16 protein-coding genes and 2 tRNA genes are annotated in these 17,198 nt (G+C 66.1%); 14 read left to right on the forward strand and 4 right to left on the reverse strand.

All coding sequences use genetic code 11. From position 1 onward, the window contains the following. From dnaA to MSG_RS00055, 11 genes are all read left to right on the forward strand, one after another. Window positions 1-1,518, forward strand: coding sequence for a chromosomal replication initiator protein DnaA (gene dnaA / locus MSG_RS00005; RefSeq protein ID WP_096436003.1), 1,518 nt, complete (start codon window positions 1-3; stop codon window positions 1,516-1,518). Between the two features lie 491 nt (window positions 1,519-2,009). Then, complete coding sequence (dnaN, locus tag MSG_RS00010; protein WP_096436005.1) at window positions 2,010-3,209, forward strand: DNA polymerase III subunit beta; 1,200 nt, start codon at window positions 2,010-2,012, stop codon at window positions 3,207-3,209. Next, complete coding sequence (gene recF, locus MSG_RS00015) at window positions 3,210-4,379, forward strand: DNA replication/repair protein RecF (RefSeq protein ID WP_096436007.1); 1,170 nt, start codon at window positions 3,210-3,212, stop codon at window positions 4,377-4,379. It abuts the gene before it with no gap. Further along, on the forward strand, window positions 4,376-4,936 hold the full coding sequence (locus tag MSG_RS00020) for a DUF721 family protein (protein WP_096436009.1): 561 nt from the start codon (window positions 4,376-4,378) through the stop codon (window positions 4,934-4,936). Before recF ends, MSG_RS00020 begins: the two co-directional genes overlap by 4 nt. 266 nt (window positions 4,937-5,202) lie before the next feature. Further along, on the forward strand, window positions 5,203-7,236 hold the full coding sequence (gyrB, locus tag MSG_RS00025) for a DNA topoisomerase (ATP-hydrolyzing) subunit B (RefSeq protein ID WP_096436011.1): 2,034 nt from the start codon (window positions 5,203-5,205) through the stop codon (window positions 7,234-7,236). A 41-nt stretch (window positions 7,237-7,277) separates the two neighbouring features. After that, window positions 7,278-9,791 (forward strand): DNA gyrase subunit A, encoded by a 2,514-nt coding sequence (gene gyrA / locus MSG_RS00030; protein ID WP_096436013.1) that lies wholly within the window; start codon window positions 7,278-7,280, stop codon window positions 9,789-9,791. 123 nt (window positions 9,792-9,914) lie between these two features. Further along, entirely contained in the window at window positions 9,915-10,775 is an 861-nt protein-coding gene (locus MSG_RS00035) for a DUF3566 domain-containing protein (RefSeq protein ID WP_096436015.1), read from the forward strand. A gap of 63 nt (window positions 10,776-10,838) precedes the next feature. Then, window positions 10,839-10,912, forward strand: a tRNA-Ile gene (locus MSG_RS00040). A gap of 136 nt (window positions 10,913-11,048) precedes the next feature. After that, a tRNA-Ala gene (locus MSG_RS00045) sits at window positions 11,049-11,121 on the forward strand. A gap of 130 nt (window positions 11,122-11,251) precedes the next feature. Continuing rightward, entirely contained in the window at window positions 11,252-11,497 is a 246-nt protein-coding gene (locus tag MSG_RS26280) for a CDGP domain-containing protein (RefSeq protein ID WP_420872389.1), read from the forward strand. A gap of 92 nt (window positions 11,498-11,589) precedes the next feature. After that, window positions 11,590-12,339 (forward strand): thioesterase II family protein, encoded by a 750-nt coding sequence (locus MSG_RS00055; RefSeq protein ID WP_096436017.1) that lies wholly within the window; start codon window positions 11,590-11,592, stop codon window positions 12,337-12,339. Window positions 12,340-12,358: 19 nt separating this feature from the next. Here the strand turns inward: MSG_RS00055 and MSG_RS00060 are convergent, their stop codons facing one another. Next, complete coding sequence (locus MSG_RS00060) at window positions 12,359-12,904, reverse strand: TetR/AcrR family transcriptional regulator (protein WP_096436019.1); 546 nt, start codon at window positions 12,902-12,904, stop codon at window positions 12,359-12,361. Window positions 12,905-13,096: 192 nt separating this feature from the next. Here MSG_RS00060 and MSG_RS00065 point away from each other — a divergent pair, with 192 nt between their 5' ends. Continuing rightward, window positions 13,097-14,311, forward strand: coding sequence for a cytochrome P450 (locus MSG_RS00065; protein ID WP_096436021.1), 1,215 nt, complete (start codon window positions 13,097-13,099; stop codon window positions 14,309-14,311). Window positions 14,312-14,330: 19 nt separating this feature from the next. On the opposite strand, the gene cwsA is transcribed toward MSG_RS00065, so the two are convergent. Further along, window positions 14,331-14,756, reverse strand: coding sequence for a cell wall synthesis protein CwsA (cwsA, locus tag MSG_RS00070; protein WP_096436023.1), 426 nt, complete (start codon window positions 14,754-14,756; stop codon window positions 14,331-14,333). Window positions 14,757-14,862: 106 nt separating this feature from the next. Between cwsA and MSG_RS00075 the strand changes: the two genes are divergently transcribed. Then, window positions 14,863-15,411 carry a peptidylprolyl isomerase gene (locus MSG_RS00075; RefSeq protein ID WP_096436025.1) on the forward strand — a complete coding sequence of 183 codons (549 nt, stop codon included), beginning with the start codon at window positions 14,863-14,865 and terminating at the stop codon, window positions 15,409-15,411. 23 nt (window positions 15,412-15,434) lie between these two features. On the opposite strand, the gene MSG_RS00080 is transcribed toward MSG_RS00075, so the two are convergent. Both MSG_RS00080 and crgA read right to left on the reverse strand, forming a co-directional pair. Next, entirely contained in the window at window positions 15,435-15,866 is a 432-nt protein-coding gene (locus tag MSG_RS00080) for a PH domain-containing protein (protein ID WP_096436027.1), read from the reverse strand. Window positions 15,867-16,021: 155 nt separating this feature from the next. Then, window positions 16,022-16,303, reverse strand: a complete 282-nt coding sequence (gene crgA / locus MSG_RS00085; RefSeq protein WP_077087133.1) for a cell division protein CrgA — start codon at window positions 16,301-16,303, stop codon at window positions 16,022-16,024. Between the two features lie 122 nt (window positions 16,304-16,425). Between crgA and MSG_RS00090 the strand changes: the two genes are divergently transcribed. Further along, complete coding sequence (locus MSG_RS00090) at window positions 16,426-17,169, forward strand: DUF881 domain-containing protein (RefSeq protein ID WP_096436029.1); 744 nt, start codon at window positions 16,426-16,428, stop codon at window positions 17,167-17,169. Window positions 17,170-17,198: the final 29 nt, after the last annotated feature.

Here is a 17,198-nt window from a genome sequence, read left to right on the forward strand (position 1 = left end):
TTGACCGATGACTCCGGTTCCGGCTTCACGACAGTGTGGAATGCGGTCGTCTCCGAGCTCAACGGCGATCCGACGCCAGACGGCGTAGCCACCGACCTCACTGGTCTGGAAAATCCGCTGACACCTCAGCAGCGCGCGTGGCTCAACCTTGTTCAGCCACTCACCATCGTCGAGGGCTTCGCCCTGCTGTCCGTGCCGAGCAGTTTCGTACAAAACGAGATTGAACGTCATCTCCGCACGCCGATCACCGATGCGCTGAGCCGTCGGCTCGGGCAGCAGATCCAGCTCGGAGTCCGCATCGCACCGCCGCCTGAGGACTCCGACGAACCCGGCTACCCGCCGCCGGACACCTTCAACGACGACATCCTCGAAACGTCAAGTGACGTTGACGAGGGTGATGAGAACGGCGAGGTGATCGGCGCCGAACACACCTGGCCCAACTACTTCACCGAACGTCCCCATGCGAACGACCCGGCCGTGGCCGGCGGGACCAGCCTCAACCGCCGCTACACGTTCGACACTTTCGTGATCGGTGCCTCGAACCGGTTCGCCCACGCCGCGGCGCTGGCGATCGCCGAGGCTCCCGCCCGCGCCTACAACCCGCTTTTCATCTGGGGCGAATCCGGACTCGGCAAAACTCACCTCCTGCACGCCGCCGGCAACTACGCCCAGCGACTGTTCCCGGGCATGCGGGTCAAGTACGTCTCCACCGAGGAATTCACCAACGACTTCATCAACTCCCTGCGCGACGACCGCAAAGTTGCGTTCAAACGCAGCTACCGTGACGTCGACGTGCTGCTGGTCGATGACATTCAATTCATCGAGGGCAAGGAAGGTATCCAGGAAGAGTTCTTCCACACCTTCAATACCCTGCACAACGCCAACAAGCAGATCGTCATCTCGTCGGACCGGCCGCCCAAACAACTTGCGACACTGGAAGATCGGCTGCGAACCCGGTTCGAGTGGGGCCTGATCACCGACGTCCAGCCGCCCGAACTGGAAACCCGCATCGCCATTCTGCGCAAGAAGGCACAGATGGAACGGCTGGCGGTACCCGACGACGTGCTCGAGCTGATCGCCAGCAGCATCGAACGCAACATCCGCGAGCTCGAAGGCGCCCTCATCCGGGTGACGGCGTTCGCCTCGCTGAACAAGACGCCCATCGACAAGGCGCTGGCCGACATCGTCTTGCGCGACCTGATCGCCGACGCGAGCACCATGCAGATCAGCGCGGCCACCATCATGGCCGCCACCGCCGAGTACTTCGACACCACCGTCGAAGAATTACGCGGCCCGGGCAAGACCCGCGCCCTGGCTCAATCGCGCCAGATCGCGATGTATCTGTGCCGCGAACTCACCGATCTCTCGCTGCCGAAGATCGGTCAGGCGTTCGGCCGCGACCACACCACCGTCATGTACGCGCAGCGCAAGATCTTGTCGGAGATGGCCGAGCGCCGTGAGGTGTTCGATCACGTCAAAGAACTCACCACGCGCATCCGTCAGCGTTCCAAGCGCTGATTTGTAACCCGCGATTCAAACTTTTTTCGAAAAACTTCCCACCCGTCTGTCACACGGGTCACACGCCGGCGGTGTGTGCAGGCCTGTGCACAACCCCCGCAAACCACCGTGCACTACTCCCGCACCAGTGCACATCTGTGATTCATCCCCACCCACCCAACACGGGCCACACAGTTGTGCACGCGGTCATCCACACCCCCACCGCTCCCCTAGCTGCACGGGAGTCCAATTGTCCCCAGAATGCACAGCCCTTAATACTGGTACTGAAATCTCTTCGTCCTTTCTTCTTTGAAGAACAGCCCTGGGGACACTTGGTTGCCGCAGGCTTGCAACCATCTCGACCACCCGGCTTGTCGGCCTCAGCGATTAGCTTTCAAGATGGCCGCAGACGATCTACGGTTGTTCTTCGACTCCCGGTTGCGGGAGCCCCACGCTAGCGGGGGACGAGGCTAGCCACTGGACTCGAATCTTTTGGTAGGTGAAGGGACGCTATGGACGCCGCGACGACGAGAGCCGGCCTCACCGATTTGAAGTTTCGTCTGGTACGTGAGTCTTTCGCCGACGCGGTGTCCTGGGTGGCGAAAAATCTGCCGACCAGGCCCGCCGTGCCGGTGTTGTCCGGGGTGTTGTTGACCGGCTCCGATGACGGGCTGACCATCTCCGGTTTCGACTACGAAGTCTCCGCCGAGGCGCAGATAGCCGCTGAAATAGCTTCTCCGGGAAGCGTTTTGGTGTCCGGGCGGCTGTTGTCCGACATCACCCGGGCGCTACCCGACAAGCCGATCGACTTTTACGTCGACGGCAACCGGGTGGCGCTCACCTGTGGCAGCGCTAAATTCTCGTTGCCGACGATGGCCGTCGAGGATTACCCGACGCTGCCGGCGTTGCCGGACGAGACTGGCGCGTTGTCCGCGGATCTGTTCGCCGAGGCGATCGGTCAGGTCGCCATCGCCGCGGGCCGGGATGACACGTTGCCCATGCTGACCGGAATCCGCGTCGAAATTTCCGGCGATACGGTCGTTTTGGCCGCCACCGATCGGTTCCGTCTGGCAGTGCGCGAGCTGACCTGGTCGGCGTTGGCGCCCGATGTCGAAGCGTCGGTGCTGGTGCCGGCCAAGACGTTGTCCGAGGCGGCCAAGGCCGGCATTGACGGAGCCGAGGTTCGGTTGGCGTTGGGTGCCGGCAGTGGTGTCGGTAAAGACGGATTACTTGGCATCAGCGGTAACGGCAAGCGCAGTACCACGCGATTGCTGGATGCCGAGTTCCCCAAGTTCCGCCAGTTACTACCGGCCGAACACACGTCGGTGGCCACCATCAACGTCGCGCAGTTGACCGAGGCGATCAAGCTGGTCGCGCTGGTCGCGGACCGGGGTGCGCAGGTGCGAATGGAATTCGCCGACGGATCGCTGCGCCTTTCTGCGGGGGCCGACGATGTCGGCCGGGCCGAGGAAGAGTTGGCAGTCGACTTCGCCGGCGAACCGTTGACCATCGCGTTCAACCCGACCTATTTGACCGACGGTCTCGCATCGGTGCATTCGGAGCGAGTGTCGTTTGGTTTCACGACTCCGGGGAAGCCGGCGTTGCTGCGCCCGGCGATCGATGATGACAGTCATCCGACCGGCAACGGGCCGTTCTCGACATTGCCGACGGACTACGTCTACTTGTTGATGCCAGTTCGGTTGCCCGGCTAGGTGTACGTTCGACATTTGGCGCTGCGCGACTTCCGGTCCTGGGCGTCCGTTGATCTCGAATTAGAGCCTGGGCGCACGGTGTTCGTCGGTTCCAATGGCTTTGGGAAAACGAATCTCCTTGAGGCACTGTGGTATTCGACGACTCTGGGTTCGCATCGGGTGGGGACGGACGTGCCGCTGATCCGCGACGGTGCGCCGCGCGCCGTTGTTTCGACCATCGTGGTGAACGAGGGCCGCGAATGTGCGATCGATCTGGAGATCGCGGCGGGCCGGGCCAACAAGGCCCGGCTTAACCGCTCGCCGGTGCGCAGCACCCGCGAAGTGGTCGGAGTGCTGCGGTGTGTGTTGTTTGCTCCCGAGGACCTGTCGCTGGTGCGCGGCGATCCCGCGGACCGGCGCCGTTACGTGGACGACCTGGCGACGGTGCGCCGCCCGCGAACTGCCGGGGTGCGTGCCGACTACGAGAAGGTGCTGCGCCAGCGGACCGCATTGCTCAAGTCGCTGGCGGGGTCGCGATACCGCGGTGGCAGCCAAGACGCGCTGGACACCCTTGGGGTGTGGGACAGCCGGTTGGCTGAACACGGCGCCGAATTGATGGCCGCCCGAATCGATTTGGTGAACGAATTGGCGCCAGAGGTGGAGAAGGCCTACCAGTTGTTGGCGCCGGCTTCCCGTCCGGCGTCCATCGGCTACCGGGCCAGCATCGAGGGGTTGGGTGCCGCGGAGTCAGAGGTAGCCGCGGGTACCGACCGCGATTTCTTGGCGGCCGCGCTGCTGGCGGCGCTGGCAGCGCGCCGCGATGCCGAACTGGAACGCGGAGTGTGTCTCGTGGGCCCACACCGCGATGATCTGGAGCTCCGCCTGGGTGATCAGCCCGCCAAAGGCTTTGCCAGCCATGGTGAATCGTGGTCGTTCGCGGTCGCGTTGCGCCTGGCGTCCTACGAATTGTTGCGTGCCGACGGGAGCGAGCCCGTGTTGTTGCTCGATGATGTGTTCGCCGAACTCGACACGGCTCGCCGGCGTGCTTTGGCGGCCGTGGCCGAATCCGCCGAGCAGGTTTTGGTAACCGCGGCGGTACTGGAAGACATCCCTGAGGGCTGGGATGCTAGGCGGGTGCACATCGATCTGCGTGACGGCGAATCCGGCCGGGTGTCGGTGGTGCGGGCGTGACCGGCACCGAAGATCAGCGCAAGGTCGGTCCGGAAAGACTGAACCAGCTGGCCGGCATGGACCTGGTGCGGCGCACTCTGGAAGAAGCCCGCGCCGCCGCCCGGGCCAAGGGCAAGGACGCGGGCCGCGGCCGGGCCGGCGCCCCCGTCGCGCGGCGGGCGGGCGGGCAGCGCCGCAGCTGGTCGGGACCGGGCCCGGACGTCCGCGATCCCCAGCCATTGGGGAGGTTGACCCGCGACCTGGCGAAGAAACGTGGCTGGGCGACCCGTGTCGCCGAGGGTACGGTGCTGGGGCATTGGCCATCGGTGGTCGGCCATCAGATCGCTGATCACGCGACGCCGACGGCCCTGACCGAGGGTGTGCTCAGCGTCGCCGCCGAGTCGACGGCCTGGGCCACCCAGCTGCGGATGATCCAGGCGCAGCTGTTGGCGAAAATCGCCGCCGCGGTCGGCAACGGGGTGGTCACCTCGTTGAAGATCACCGGCCCGGCCGCGCCGTCATGGCGGAAGGGTCCGCGGCACATCTCGGGCCGGGGTCCGCGTGACACCTACGGCTGACCCGTTCGGTGCCGCGCGGGGTGCCGCGAACATACCCTCGACAGGCGGCGAACGACCGCCTCTCAGATCGGCGAGGACGAAATGGACCCCCATCATGCACCTCCGGACGCGCGATAAACGAAGAAATTGAGCACACGGCGCGTCCAGATAGGTAGAAACGCGCCCGGAGAATCGGTCCTGACCCCCCATCACGGTAGAGTGGATGCATGCGACTGCTGCGGTGATGAGAACCGCCCGCATGAAACCCCAAGGAGAGCATTCCGACCGTGGCTGCCCAGAAGAAGAAGGCGCAAGACGAATACGGCGCTTCAGCAATCACCGTGCTCGAAGGGCTGGAGGCCGTCCGTAAACGTCCCGGCATGTACATCGGGTCTACCGGTGAGCGTGGTCTGCACCACCTCGTCTGGGAGGTGGTCGACAACTCCGTCGACGAGGCGATGGCCGGCTACGCCAACCAGGTTGACGTGCGTATCCTCGACGATGGCGGCGTCGAGGTCTCCGACAACGGCCGCGGCATCCCGGTGGCGATGCACGCCACCGGTGCCCCCACCGTCGACGTGGTGATGACCCAGCTGCACGCCGGCGGCAAGTTCGGCGGCGAGAACAGCGGCTACAACGTCAGTGGTGGTCTGCACGGGGTCGGCGTGTCGGTGGTCAACGCGTTGTCGAAGCGGCTCGAAGTGGACATCGCCCGCGACGGCTACGAGTGGTCGCAGTACTACGACCGCGCCGTGCCCGGAACCCTCAAACAGGGCGAGGCCACCAAGAGAACCGGCACCACGATCAGGTTTTGGGCCGACTCCGACATCTTCGAAACCACCAATTACGACTTCGAGACGGTGGCGCGCCGGCTGCAGGAAATGGCGTTCCTGAACAAGGGGTTGACGATCAACCTCACCGACGAGCGGGTGACCCGGGACGAGGTCGTCGACGAGGTCGTCAGCGACACGGCCGATGCGCCCAAGTCCGCCGAGGAGCAGGCGGCCGAGTCGAGCACCTCACACAAGGTCAAGCACCGCACGTTCCATTACCCCGGCGGGCTGGTCGATTTCGTCAAGCACATCAACCGGACGAAGACCCCGATCCAACAGAGCATCATCGATTTCGACGGCAGGGGCCCCGGTCACGAGGTCGAAATCGCGATGCAGTGGAACGGCGGCTACTCGGAATCGGTGCACACCTTCGCCAACACCATCAACACCCACGAGGGCGGCACTCACGAGGAGGGCTTCCGCAGCGCGCTGACGACGGTGGTGAACAAATACGCCAAAGACAAGAAGCTGCTCAAGGAGAAGGACGCCAACCTCACCGGCGACGACATCCGCGAAGGCCTGGCCGCGGTGATCTCGGTCAAGGTCAGCGAACCGCAGTTCGAGGGTCAGACCAAGACCAAGCTCGGCAACACCGAGGTCAAGTCGTTCGTGCAAAAGGTCTGCAACGAGCAGCTCACCCACTGGTTCGAGGCCAACCCCGCCGATGCCAAAGTCGTGGTGAACAAGGCAGTGTCATCGGCGCAGGCCCGTATCGCCGCGCGCAAGGCGCGGGAGTTGGTACGCCGCAAGAGCGCGACCGACCTCGGCGGGCTGCCCGGCAAGCTGGCCGACTGCCGTTCCACCGACCCGCGAAAGTCGGAACTGTATGTGGTGGAAGGTGATTCGGCGGGTGGCTCGGCCAAGAGCGGCCGCGACTCGATGTTCCAGGCGATCCTGCCGCTGCGCGGCAAGATTATCAACGTGGAAAAGGCACGCATAGACCGAGTCCTGAAGAATACGGAGGTCCAGGCGATCATCACCGCGCTGGGCACCGGCATTCACGACGAGTTCGATATCACCAAGCTGCGCTACCACAAGATAGTGTTGATGGCCGACGCGGACGTTGACGGCCAACACATTTCGACGCTGTTGTTGACGTTGTTGTTCCGGTTCATGCGGCCGCTGATCGAGAACGGGCATGTGTTCTTGGCGCAGCCGCCGTTGTACAAGCTGAAGTGGCAGCGCAGCGAGCCGGAATTCGCCTACTCCGATCGCGAGCGCGACGGCCTGCTCGAAGCCGGACAAAAGGCCGGCAAGAAGATCAACAAGGACGACGGCATCCAGCGCTACAAGGGTCTGGGCGAGATGGACGCCAAGGAGTTGTGGGAAACCACAATGGACCCCACCGTCCGGGTGCTGCGTCAGATCACCCTCGACGACGCCGCGGCGGCCGACGAGTTGTTCTCGATCCTGATGGGCGAGGACGTCGATGCCCGCCGCAGCTTTATCACCCGCAATGCCAAGGACGTGCGTTTCCTGGACGTCTGATTGATCAGACCGGCCACCGTTGACCGAACGACGAGGACTACATGACTGACACCACGCTGCCGCCGGGCGACGACTCGCTCGACCGGATCGAACCGGTCGACATTCAGCAGGAGATGCAGCGCAGCTACATCGATTACGCGATGAGCGTGATCGTCGGTCGCGCGCTGCCCGAGGTGCGCGACGGTCTCAAGCCGGTGCACCGCCGGGTGCTCTACGCCATGTTCGACTCGGGCTTCCGGCCCGACCGCGGTCACGCCAAGTCGGCACGCTCGGTCGCCGAGACGATGGGCAACTATCATCCGCACGGCGACTCGTCGATCTATGACACGTTGGTCCGGATGGCGCAGCCTTGGTCGCTGCGGTACCCGTTGGTCGACGGCCAGGGCAACTTCGGCTCGCCGGGCAACGACCCGCCGGCCGCGATGCGATACACCGAGGCGCGCCTGACCCCCCTGGCGATGGAGATGCTGCGCGAAATCGACGAGGAGACAGTCGATTTCATCCCGAACTATGACGGGCGGGTGCAGGAGCCGACCGTGCTGCCCAGTCGGTTCCCCAACCTGCTGGCCAACGGGTCGGGCGGCATCGCGGTCGGTATGGCGACCAACATCCCGCCGCACAACCTGCGTGAACTGGCCGAGGCCGTCTACTGGTGCCTGGACAATCACGAGGCCGACGAAGAGGCGACGCTGGCCGCCGTCTGCGAGCGGGTGAAGGGCCCCGACTTCCCCACCCACGGCCTGATCGTCGGATCGCAAGGCATGCACGACGCCTACACCACCGGCCGTGGGTCGATCCGGATGCGCGGAGTCGTTGAGGTGGAAGAGGATTCACGCGGCCGCACCTCGCTGGTAATCACTGAGCTGCCCTACCAGGTGAACCACGACAACTTCATCACCTCGATCGCCGAACAGGTCCGCGACGGCAAGCTGGCCGGCATCTCCAACATCGAGGACCAGTCAAGCGACCGCGTCGGCCTGCGCATCGTCGTCGAAATCAAGCGGGACGCTGTGGCCAAGGTGGTGCTGAACAACCTCTACAAGCACACCCAGCTGCAGACCAGCTTCGGCGCGAACATGTTGTCGATCGTCGACGGGGTGCCGCGCACGCTGCGGCTCGACCAGATGATCCGCTACTACGTCGCGCACCAACTCGACGTCATCGTCCGGCGCACCACCTACCGGCTGCGCAAGGCCAACGAACGCGCGCACATCTTGCGCGGGTTGGTCAAAGCCCTTGACGCACTGGATGAAGTGATCGCGCTGATCCGCGCATCGGAGACCGTCGACATCGCGCGGGCCGGCTTGATCGAGTTGCTGGACATCGACGACATCCAGGCGCAGGCGATCCTCGACATGCAGCTGCGGCGGCTGGCCGCCCTGGAGCGCCAGCGCATCGTCGACGACTTGGCCAAGATCGAGGCCGAGATCGCCGACCTGGAGGACATTCTGGCCAAGCCGGAGCGTCAGCGCGGCATCGTCCGCGACGAGCTCGCCGAGATCGTCGAGAAGCACGGCGACGACCGCCGCACCCGGATCGTGGCGGCCGACGGCGAGGTCAACGACGAGGACCTGATCGCCCGTGAGGACGTCGTCGTCACGATCACCGAGACCGGCTACGCCAAGCGCACCAAGACCGACCTGTACCGCAGCCAGAAGCGGGGCGGCAAGGGCGTGCAGGGCGCGGGGCTCAAGCAGGACGACATCGTCGCGCACTTCTTCGTGTCCTCGACGCATGACTGGATCCTGTTCTTTACCACGCAGGGCCGGGTTTATCGGGCGAAGGCCTACGAGCTGCCCGAGGCGTCGCGGACCGCGCGCGGTCAGCACGTCGCCAACCTGCTGGCCTTCCAGCCCGAGGAGCGCATCGCGCAGGTCATCCAGATCCGCAGCTACGAGGACGCGCCTTATCTGGTGCTGGCCACCCGCAACGGGTTGGTCAAGAAGTCCAAGCTGACCGACTTCGACTCCAACCGGTCGGGCGGCATCGTCGCGGTCAACCTGCGCGACGGGGATGAACTGGTCGGCGCGGTGCTGTGCTCGTCGGAAGAGGACCTGCTGCTGGTGTCGGCGCTGGGCCAGTCGATCCGTTTCTCGGCGACCGACGAGGCGCTGCGGCCGATGGGCCGCGCCACCTCCGGCGTTCAGGGCATGCGGTTCAACGCGGATGACTACCTGCTGTCGCTGAATGTCATCCGCGAGGGCACCTACCTGTTGGTGGCCACGTCCGGGGGCTATGCCAAGCGCACCGCGATCGAGGAGTACCCGGTGCAGGGCCGCGGCGGCAAGGGGGTCCTGACGGTCCAGTACGACGTCCGCCGTGGCAGGCTGGTCGGAGCGTTGATCGTCGATGATGACAGCGAGCTGTATGCGATCACCTCGGGCGGCGGGGTCATCCGCACCGCGGCACGCCAGGTCCGCAAGGCCGGACGGCAGACCAAGGGCGTGCGGTTGATGAACCTGGGTGAGGACAACACGCTGTTGGCTATCGCGCGCAACGCGGAGGAGAACGAAGACGAGGGCCTTGCGGAAACCGGCGGGGAGTCGGACGGCTAGGCCCGTAACCCACGCGGGTCAAGCAGCGGCTCGTCCCGCAACCCGGGCATCTAGACTCAGCCCGACCACAGCTAACGCGACTGCCACCGCCTGGGCGGCCGAGGACAGGTAAGGAGTCTGCAGGTGACTTCACCGAACGAGCCGGGCGCCCCCAACAAGGGCGACGGGCCCAACGGAGATGGGGCCGGCGAGCGTGCCGGAGCGCATCAGACCCCGGCTGCGCCAGCCGGCCGCGCGCAGGAGGGGCCGGATGCACCGCCGTGGCAGCGCACCGGCCGTCCCGCGCAGCCGGCGAACCGCCCGGCCGAATCCCAGGGTGACCGACCGTCGGGCCCGGCCGCCGGAATGGACGCCCGGCTCAACCGGTTCATCTCCGGCACGGCGGCACCCGGTGGCCCCGCGCACCCGAATAGCCCGCCGCACGACGCCGGCCGTGGCGACGGCGGCGCCGCCGAGCCCTATGCCAGCGAGCTGCCCGACCTGTCGGGCCCGCTGCCCCGGCCGGCGCAGCGCAAGAGCGCCGAGCGGTCGACGGAGAGCTCGGCGGGGCCTGGCCGATCGGGGAGCACCGAGACGCGGGAGAGCTCAGACAAACTCGTCCAGGTGTCGCGGCGCACCCGTGGCCCGGTCCGGGCGAGCATGCAGATCCGGCGGATCGACCCGTGGAGCACGCTGAAAGTGTCGCTGATGCTTTCGGTGGCACTGTTTTTCGTCTGGATGATCGCTGTGGCGTTCCTGTATCTGGTGCTCGGTGGCATGGGCGTGTGGGCGAAGCTCAACAGCAATGTCGGCGACCTGCTGAACAACACCAGCGGCAGCGGCGGGGAACTTGTGTCCAGCGGCACCATCTTCGGCGGCGCGGTGCTGATCGGGTTGGTCAACATCGTCCTGCTGACCGCCATGGCCACCATTGGTGCCTTCATCTACAACTTGGCGACCGACCTGATCGGCGGCATCGAGGTGACGTTGGCAGACCGGGATTAGCCCGCGGTTTTGGGGGTGGGGCGGCGGTTGCGGTAATCTCGGCGCTCGGCCGTACGCGAATACGGGCCTATAGCTCAGGCGGTTAGAGCGCTTCGCTGATAACGAAGAGGTCGGAGGTTCGAGTCCTCCTAGGCCCACAGTCATGTGCCCGTCAGGACGTTTCGTGAGAGTTGCATTGCCGTTGGCGCTGATCGCTGTAGCGTCAGCGGTGCTGTGGTCGCGACGTGGAGTCGAGGTCTGGCATGTGGCGGATGTTGATCCGTTCCCCGGCGAGGGGCCTTAGCTCAGTTGGTAGAGCACTGCCTTTGCAAGGCAGGTGTCAGGGGTTCGATTCCCCTAGGCTCCACAAATCCCAAACTGTTTGCCAGCCGGTCATGTGTCCTGGCAGGCGCAGCGGCACTCATAGCTGTATGGTGCGGGCATGATGAAATCGGCGTTGATCGTCGCCGCGTCGTTCGGGACGGCGTTGACGATCAGTGGAATCGGAACGGCTCCGCAGGCTTCGGCGGGTTGTCAGGCAGGCATCATCCCCGGAGGAGTCGTACTGCGACAAACCAATAGGCCCGGACGGGACCTGGGAGCGCTGCCATCAAGGCCCCAGCTATCCGGTGTACGGTGGCCCCGGAGTGGTTGAGACCAGAACCCCTCCGCCCGAGTGTTACCCGATTGACCCGACGCAGGCGACGCCGTTGGGGCAGCCGCCGAACCACATCGACGATTAATTCGTCGACCGCCGAGCCCAGCTGAGCGCAGCGGCGGTCGTGGCCAACGCTTCCCCCGGTGCCACCGGCGTTGCCGGCAGAAGGAGGCGTACGTGCCGCTGGAAAAGACGACCTGGTTGCGCGCGCTGCGGCCGGTGCCGAACGCTCGTGCCGTCCTGTTGGGCTTCCCGCCCGCCGGGGGATCGGCAGGGGCGTATCGGGCGCTGGCCCAACGGATCACGCTGGGCGTCGCGGTTTACGCCGTGCAGTATCCCGGGCGACAGGATCGGCTGGGCGACCCGCTGGTCACAGATATGGCCGAGCTGGCCGACCTCGTGACGGCCGACCTTTCGCGGTGGGGCGCGGTGCCCAAGCTCGCCTTGTTCGGGCACAGCATGGGGGCGACGGTCGCGTTCGAGGTGGCTCGGCGGTTGGAGTCGGAAAACCGCGATCCGGTCCGGTTGTTCGTGTCCGGCCGGATAGCGCCCGACGAGCCCTACTCGGGCCGCGTGCACACCGGGCCGGACGCCGAGCTGATCGCCGAGCTGGAGCGCCTGGCCAACGACCCGGCCTCGGTGGCGGGGCTGCGCGCCGACCCGGATCTCGCGGACCTGGTGCTGCCGCCGTTGCGCGCCGACTACCGCACGGTGGAGACCTACGAGTTCCAGCCGGGGCCGCCCCTGCGGTGCCCGCTGTCGGTGCTGCTCGGGGACGCCGATCCCACCGTCACGCCCGGGCAGGCGGAAGGCTGGCGGGCGTACACCGACGCCGAATTCGAGCTGACTACGTTTCCGGGCCGGCACTTCTACCTCGACGAGCACGTCCCCGAGGTCGCCGACTACTTGTCCGCCCGCTTAGGCTGAACTCCAAAAGTGTTGAGCGTTAAGTCGTTTGGAACGACGAGCCGAGAAATCGTTCCACCAGCTCCCGCTCGGCCGCTCGGTCTTTCAGCGGCCAGGACCACAGCGACAGGAAGACCCGGATCAGCCATTGCGCGGCGAGGGGATCGTTGAGGCCCAGCATCTGCGCGGCGAAACCCAGCACCGCAGGCGACGTCGTGACCCATTGGCTGTCCGGTCCCAGATGCATCGTTCGCATGAGGTGCACCAGCGGATCCGCGTGCATGCGATCGAGGGCGGCGAGCGTCGCGGCCACCACCCTCTCCCGGCCGCGGAGGCCTTCGATCGCGTCGTGCACGGAGTCGACGATGCGATTGGCGTGCAGGACGACGATCGCGTCGCGGATCGCGGCTTTGCCGCCGGCGTGCCGGTAAATGGTGGCCGGGGAGCAATGCACCTCCGCGGCCAGGGCCTCGATCGTGAGGCCGTCATAGCCGACGCGCGAGATGATGTCGGCGGCCGCGGCATAGATGCGCTCGGCGGCCGCGCCGTGGCGATCCCGCCCCACCAACCAATCGTTTTGGGTCATGCGATCACCCTCCTGGCAGTGGCGCGCAGAAAGACAGACTCCTCATCGTGAGAACTCTGAGCCAATTCTTCTCAGCCTAATCGCAGCCAGCGCAGCGCCGGTGAGAACGGCCGCCCCTGGCGTCCGGTCCACCGCTTATCAACTTCGCTGCGGCGTATTGACGCTGCAAGGGGCCGGATTCAGCCTGGACACATGACGGTCCTGGATGAACCGATGCACTTCTTCGGCGTCGAGGCGTTGCAGGATCCCTATCCGCTCTACGACCGCATGCGCGCCCAGGCGCCCGTGCATCGCATCGGCGATTCGGAGTTCTACGCCGTCTGCGGGTGGGACGCGGTGATCGACGCCGTCAACCGCGTCGAGGACTTCTCCTCCAACCTCACCGCGACGATCGTCTTCGGGGAGGACGGCACGGTGACGCCCTTCGACATGGGCGGGTCCGGCAGCGCCGCGCATGTCCTGGCCACCGCAGACGACCCCACGCACGCGCGGCACCGCAAGCTTCTGCTGCCGCACCTGTCCGCCAGGCGGGTGCGCATCATCGAACAATTCGCCGACGAGACCGCCGACCGGCTGTGGGACGAGAACCTGCGCGGCGGGCGTATCGAGTGGATGAGCGCCATGGCGAATCGGCTCCCCATGACGGTCGTCGCCCGCCTGCTGGGCCTGCCCGACGGCGACGTGGACGACCTCATCCGGCTCGGTTTCGCCACCACCACGCTGCTCGACGGGGTCGTCACCAAGGCGCAGCTCGAGACCGCCACGGCCGGGGTCTGGGAGCTGACCGCCTACATCGTGGAGCACGTCGAAAAGGCCGCCGGCACAGGCGAACCGGGCCTGATCGCCGACCTAGCCACCCGCTGCGCCTCCGGGGAGCTGAGCCAGGTCGAGGCGCTCGGAATGATGATGACCCTGTTCAGCGCGGCCGGCGAATCGACCGCCTCCCTGCTGGGCAGCGCGGCGTGGATCCTCGCCACTCGCCCCGACATCCAACGACAGGTCCGGGAGAGCCCAGAGTTGTTGGGCGCCTTCATCGAAGAGACGCTGCGCTTCGAACCGCCGTTTCGCGGGCACTACCGGCACGTGTGGCGCGACACCACGCTCGACGGCGTCGACGTGCCCGCCGACGCGCATCTGCTGCTGTTGTGGGGCGCGGCTAACCGCGACCCCGCGCATTTCGAGGAGCCCAACGCATTCCGTCTCGACCGCAGCGGCGGCAAGGGTCACGTGACGTTCGGCAAGGGCGTGCACTTCTGTGTCGGTGCTGCGCTGGCGCGGTTGGAGGCCCAGATCGTGCTGCGCAAGCTGCTGGACCGAACCAGTTGGATCGAGGCGGGCGACGTTGGGCAGTGGCTGCCCAGCATCCTGGTCCGGCGGCTGGATCGGCTGGAGCTGACCATCGGGTAAACCGTTGTGGCGCAGCGCCTTATGGGCGCGGCTGGACGTCGACGCTGGGCGGGCGCGGCGACGGCTCCGGGTGCTTCGAGCGCCGAACGATGCTGAATGCGACGGCGCCGGCCGCCAACACCGTCACGGCGGCGCCGGCCAAGACCCACGGGCGCGGGCGACGCCGGCGGGATCGACGGGCGTCCTGGAATGCCTGCGGCAGGCCTGCGACGACTTCCTGCGCGGCGGCCAGTTCCTGGCCGATCGTCTCCTGGGCCGCGGCGATCTCCCGGGCCAGCTGGCCGCGCTCGTAGCGGTCACGCAGCTGTGCGGCGGTCGACCGCGCGGAGTTGACCCCGAGCTCGACGACGCCACGCGTCACATCCACCGGTCCCACCGTCGAGTAGGTCAACCCTCGGGCCAGTCGCTCCCGGGGTGTCAGCCGGGATTCCGCCTTCGCGCTCATCTGCCGCCTTCCTTCGCCGAGTGTGGACTTACAGACTGCCACCCGAACAGCGTTTTCGGCAGCGGGCACCGGTCGGCGACACCCGGTGTGGGCACGCCCACGGCTAATGGCAGACTGTGATTCCGTGACTAACAGCCCCTTTCAGACCGCCACTGCCACGCTGCACACCAACCGCGGCGACATCAAGGTCGCTCTGTTCGGAAACCACGCGCCCAAGACCGTCGCCAACTTCGTCGGCCTGGCGCAGGGCACCAAGGAGTACTCGACGCAGAACGCCTCGGGCGGTCCCTCGGGCCCGTTCTACGACGGCGCGGTCTTTCACCGGGTGATCCAGGGCTTCATGATCCAGGGCGGCGACCCGACCGGCACCGGCCGCGGCGGGCCCGGCTACAAGTTCGCCGACGAGTTCCACCCCGAGCTGCAGTTCGACAAGCCCTATCTGCTGGCGATGGCCAACGCCGGGCCGGGCACCAATGGTTCGCAGTTCTTCATCACCGTCGGCCAGACGCCGCACCTGAACCGGCGCCACACGATCTTCGGCGAGGTCACCGACCCCGAGTCGCAGCAGGTCGTCGACGCGATCTCGACCACGGCCACCGACGGCAACGACCGGCCCACCGAACCGGTCGTCATCGAGTCGATCACGATTTCCTAGGCCGCCTCCTAGGCCGCGGCGGCCTAACCGGGACCCGATTGCCCGCCGGCGTAGCCGGCATCGGTCAGCGCATCGAGAACGTGCAACGGGTTGGTGCCGAGGTCCCAGCGCGAGAACAGCACCAACTCTCCGTCGGTCGCATCGATCTCGAGCAACCGAACCGTGCGCCCGTAACGGCGGAACTCGGCGATCCGAATGATCTTGATATCGGGGGGTCGGAATACCTGCGTTCGGAACCACCCTCGGATCGCCAGCCCGGCGGGCGTAATTGCCAGTCTCGGGCGCGCGCGCCAGCTGCCGCCCGCAAACACGAGCAGACCCGCCGCGGCAATGCCGGTCAGCACGCGCCCGGGCGCGTCTGTGACCACAGTCACACTGGCGATAGCCATCAAAACGCCGGCAACCCCACAACCAGCGATTCCGCCCGCGTGTGGCTCCCACTGTGTTTGCTGCATCGGCTACCTAGGCCCTCCCACCACCGGGTATGCGGTTATCCACAAGCGCTATGCACAGTGGGGATAAATCACATGCGTGTGATTGGGTACACAAGAGGTTGCTGGCGTAGCGACAAATCAACCCCAAGATGAATTCATCTTGTCGACTCGCCCGCTCAGTGCCAGCGCATCGTGAGCAACAAGCCGGTGATCATGAAGGCGAACGCGATCGCGTAGTTCCACGGGCCCAGTTGCGCCATCCAGTTCAGCGCGGTCGGAGCCTGGCTGCCGACGGCGGCCAATTGGAACACCATCAACCACACCAGGCCGATCAGCATGAGTCCGACGAACAGGCAAACGAACCACACGCTCGACGGCCCGACCTTCACCTTCACCGGCGTGCGGCTGACCGCGCTGACGGTGAAGTCGTTCTTCTTGCGGACCTTGGACTTGGGCATGATTACCTCGGGCTCACCTCAACAACGGGCAGGGCGGGGTGCAACGATAACGACAGTGCTGCACGCGCAGCTTGGCTACGAGACTAACGCACCTGACAGCCTCCCCAGGAAACGGAGAGTCGATGAGTGACGTGCGCCGCTCGCCCTGGCGGTTCGGTGTGCCGCTGGTGTGCCTGATGGCGGGGCTGCTGTTGGCCGCCACCCACGGGGTGTCCGGGGGTGCCGAGATCCGGCGCAGCGACGCACCGCGTCTGGTCGATCTGGTTCGGGACGCGCAGTCGTCGGTCGATCGCCTCAAGGCGCAACGCGACGAACTGGCCGCCAAGATCGATTCGACGCACCTGCGCTCGTCCGACGCCGCGCTGGCGGCCATGCTGCGCCGCGCAGCGGAGCTGGCCGGCGAGGCGGGTATGGATGCGGTCCATGGGCCCGGCCTGGTGGTGACGCTCGACGACGCCAAACGCGACGCCAACGGACGCTTCCCGCGCGACGCCTCCCCCGACGACCTGGTGGTGCACCAGCAAGACATCGAGGCCGTCCTGAACGCGTTGTGGAGCGCCGGGGCCGAAGGAATCCAGATGCAGGACCAGCGGATCATTGCGACGTCGGTGCCGCGCTGTGTGGGTAACACGCTGTTGCTCAACGGGCGGACCTACAGCCCGCCGTACACGATCACCGCGATCGGCAATGCCGCGGCGATGCAGGCCGCCCTGTCCGCGGCTCCGCTGGTGGTCCTGTACAAGCAGTACGTGGTCCGCTTCGGCCTCGGCTACGGCGAAGAGGCCAAGCCCGACGTGCGCATCGCCGGGCACAGCGAACCCGTCCGCTTGCATTTCGCCGAGCCGATCGGGCCCGTGAGTTACTGATCCGGGGCCCGGCGCCGGCCGGGCGGTAA

It is taken from the genome of Mycobacterium shigaense (assembly GCF_002356315.1).
GTDB classification, from domain to species: Bacteria; Actinomycetota; Actinomycetes; order Mycobacteriales; family Mycobacteriaceae; genus Mycobacterium; species Mycobacterium shigaense.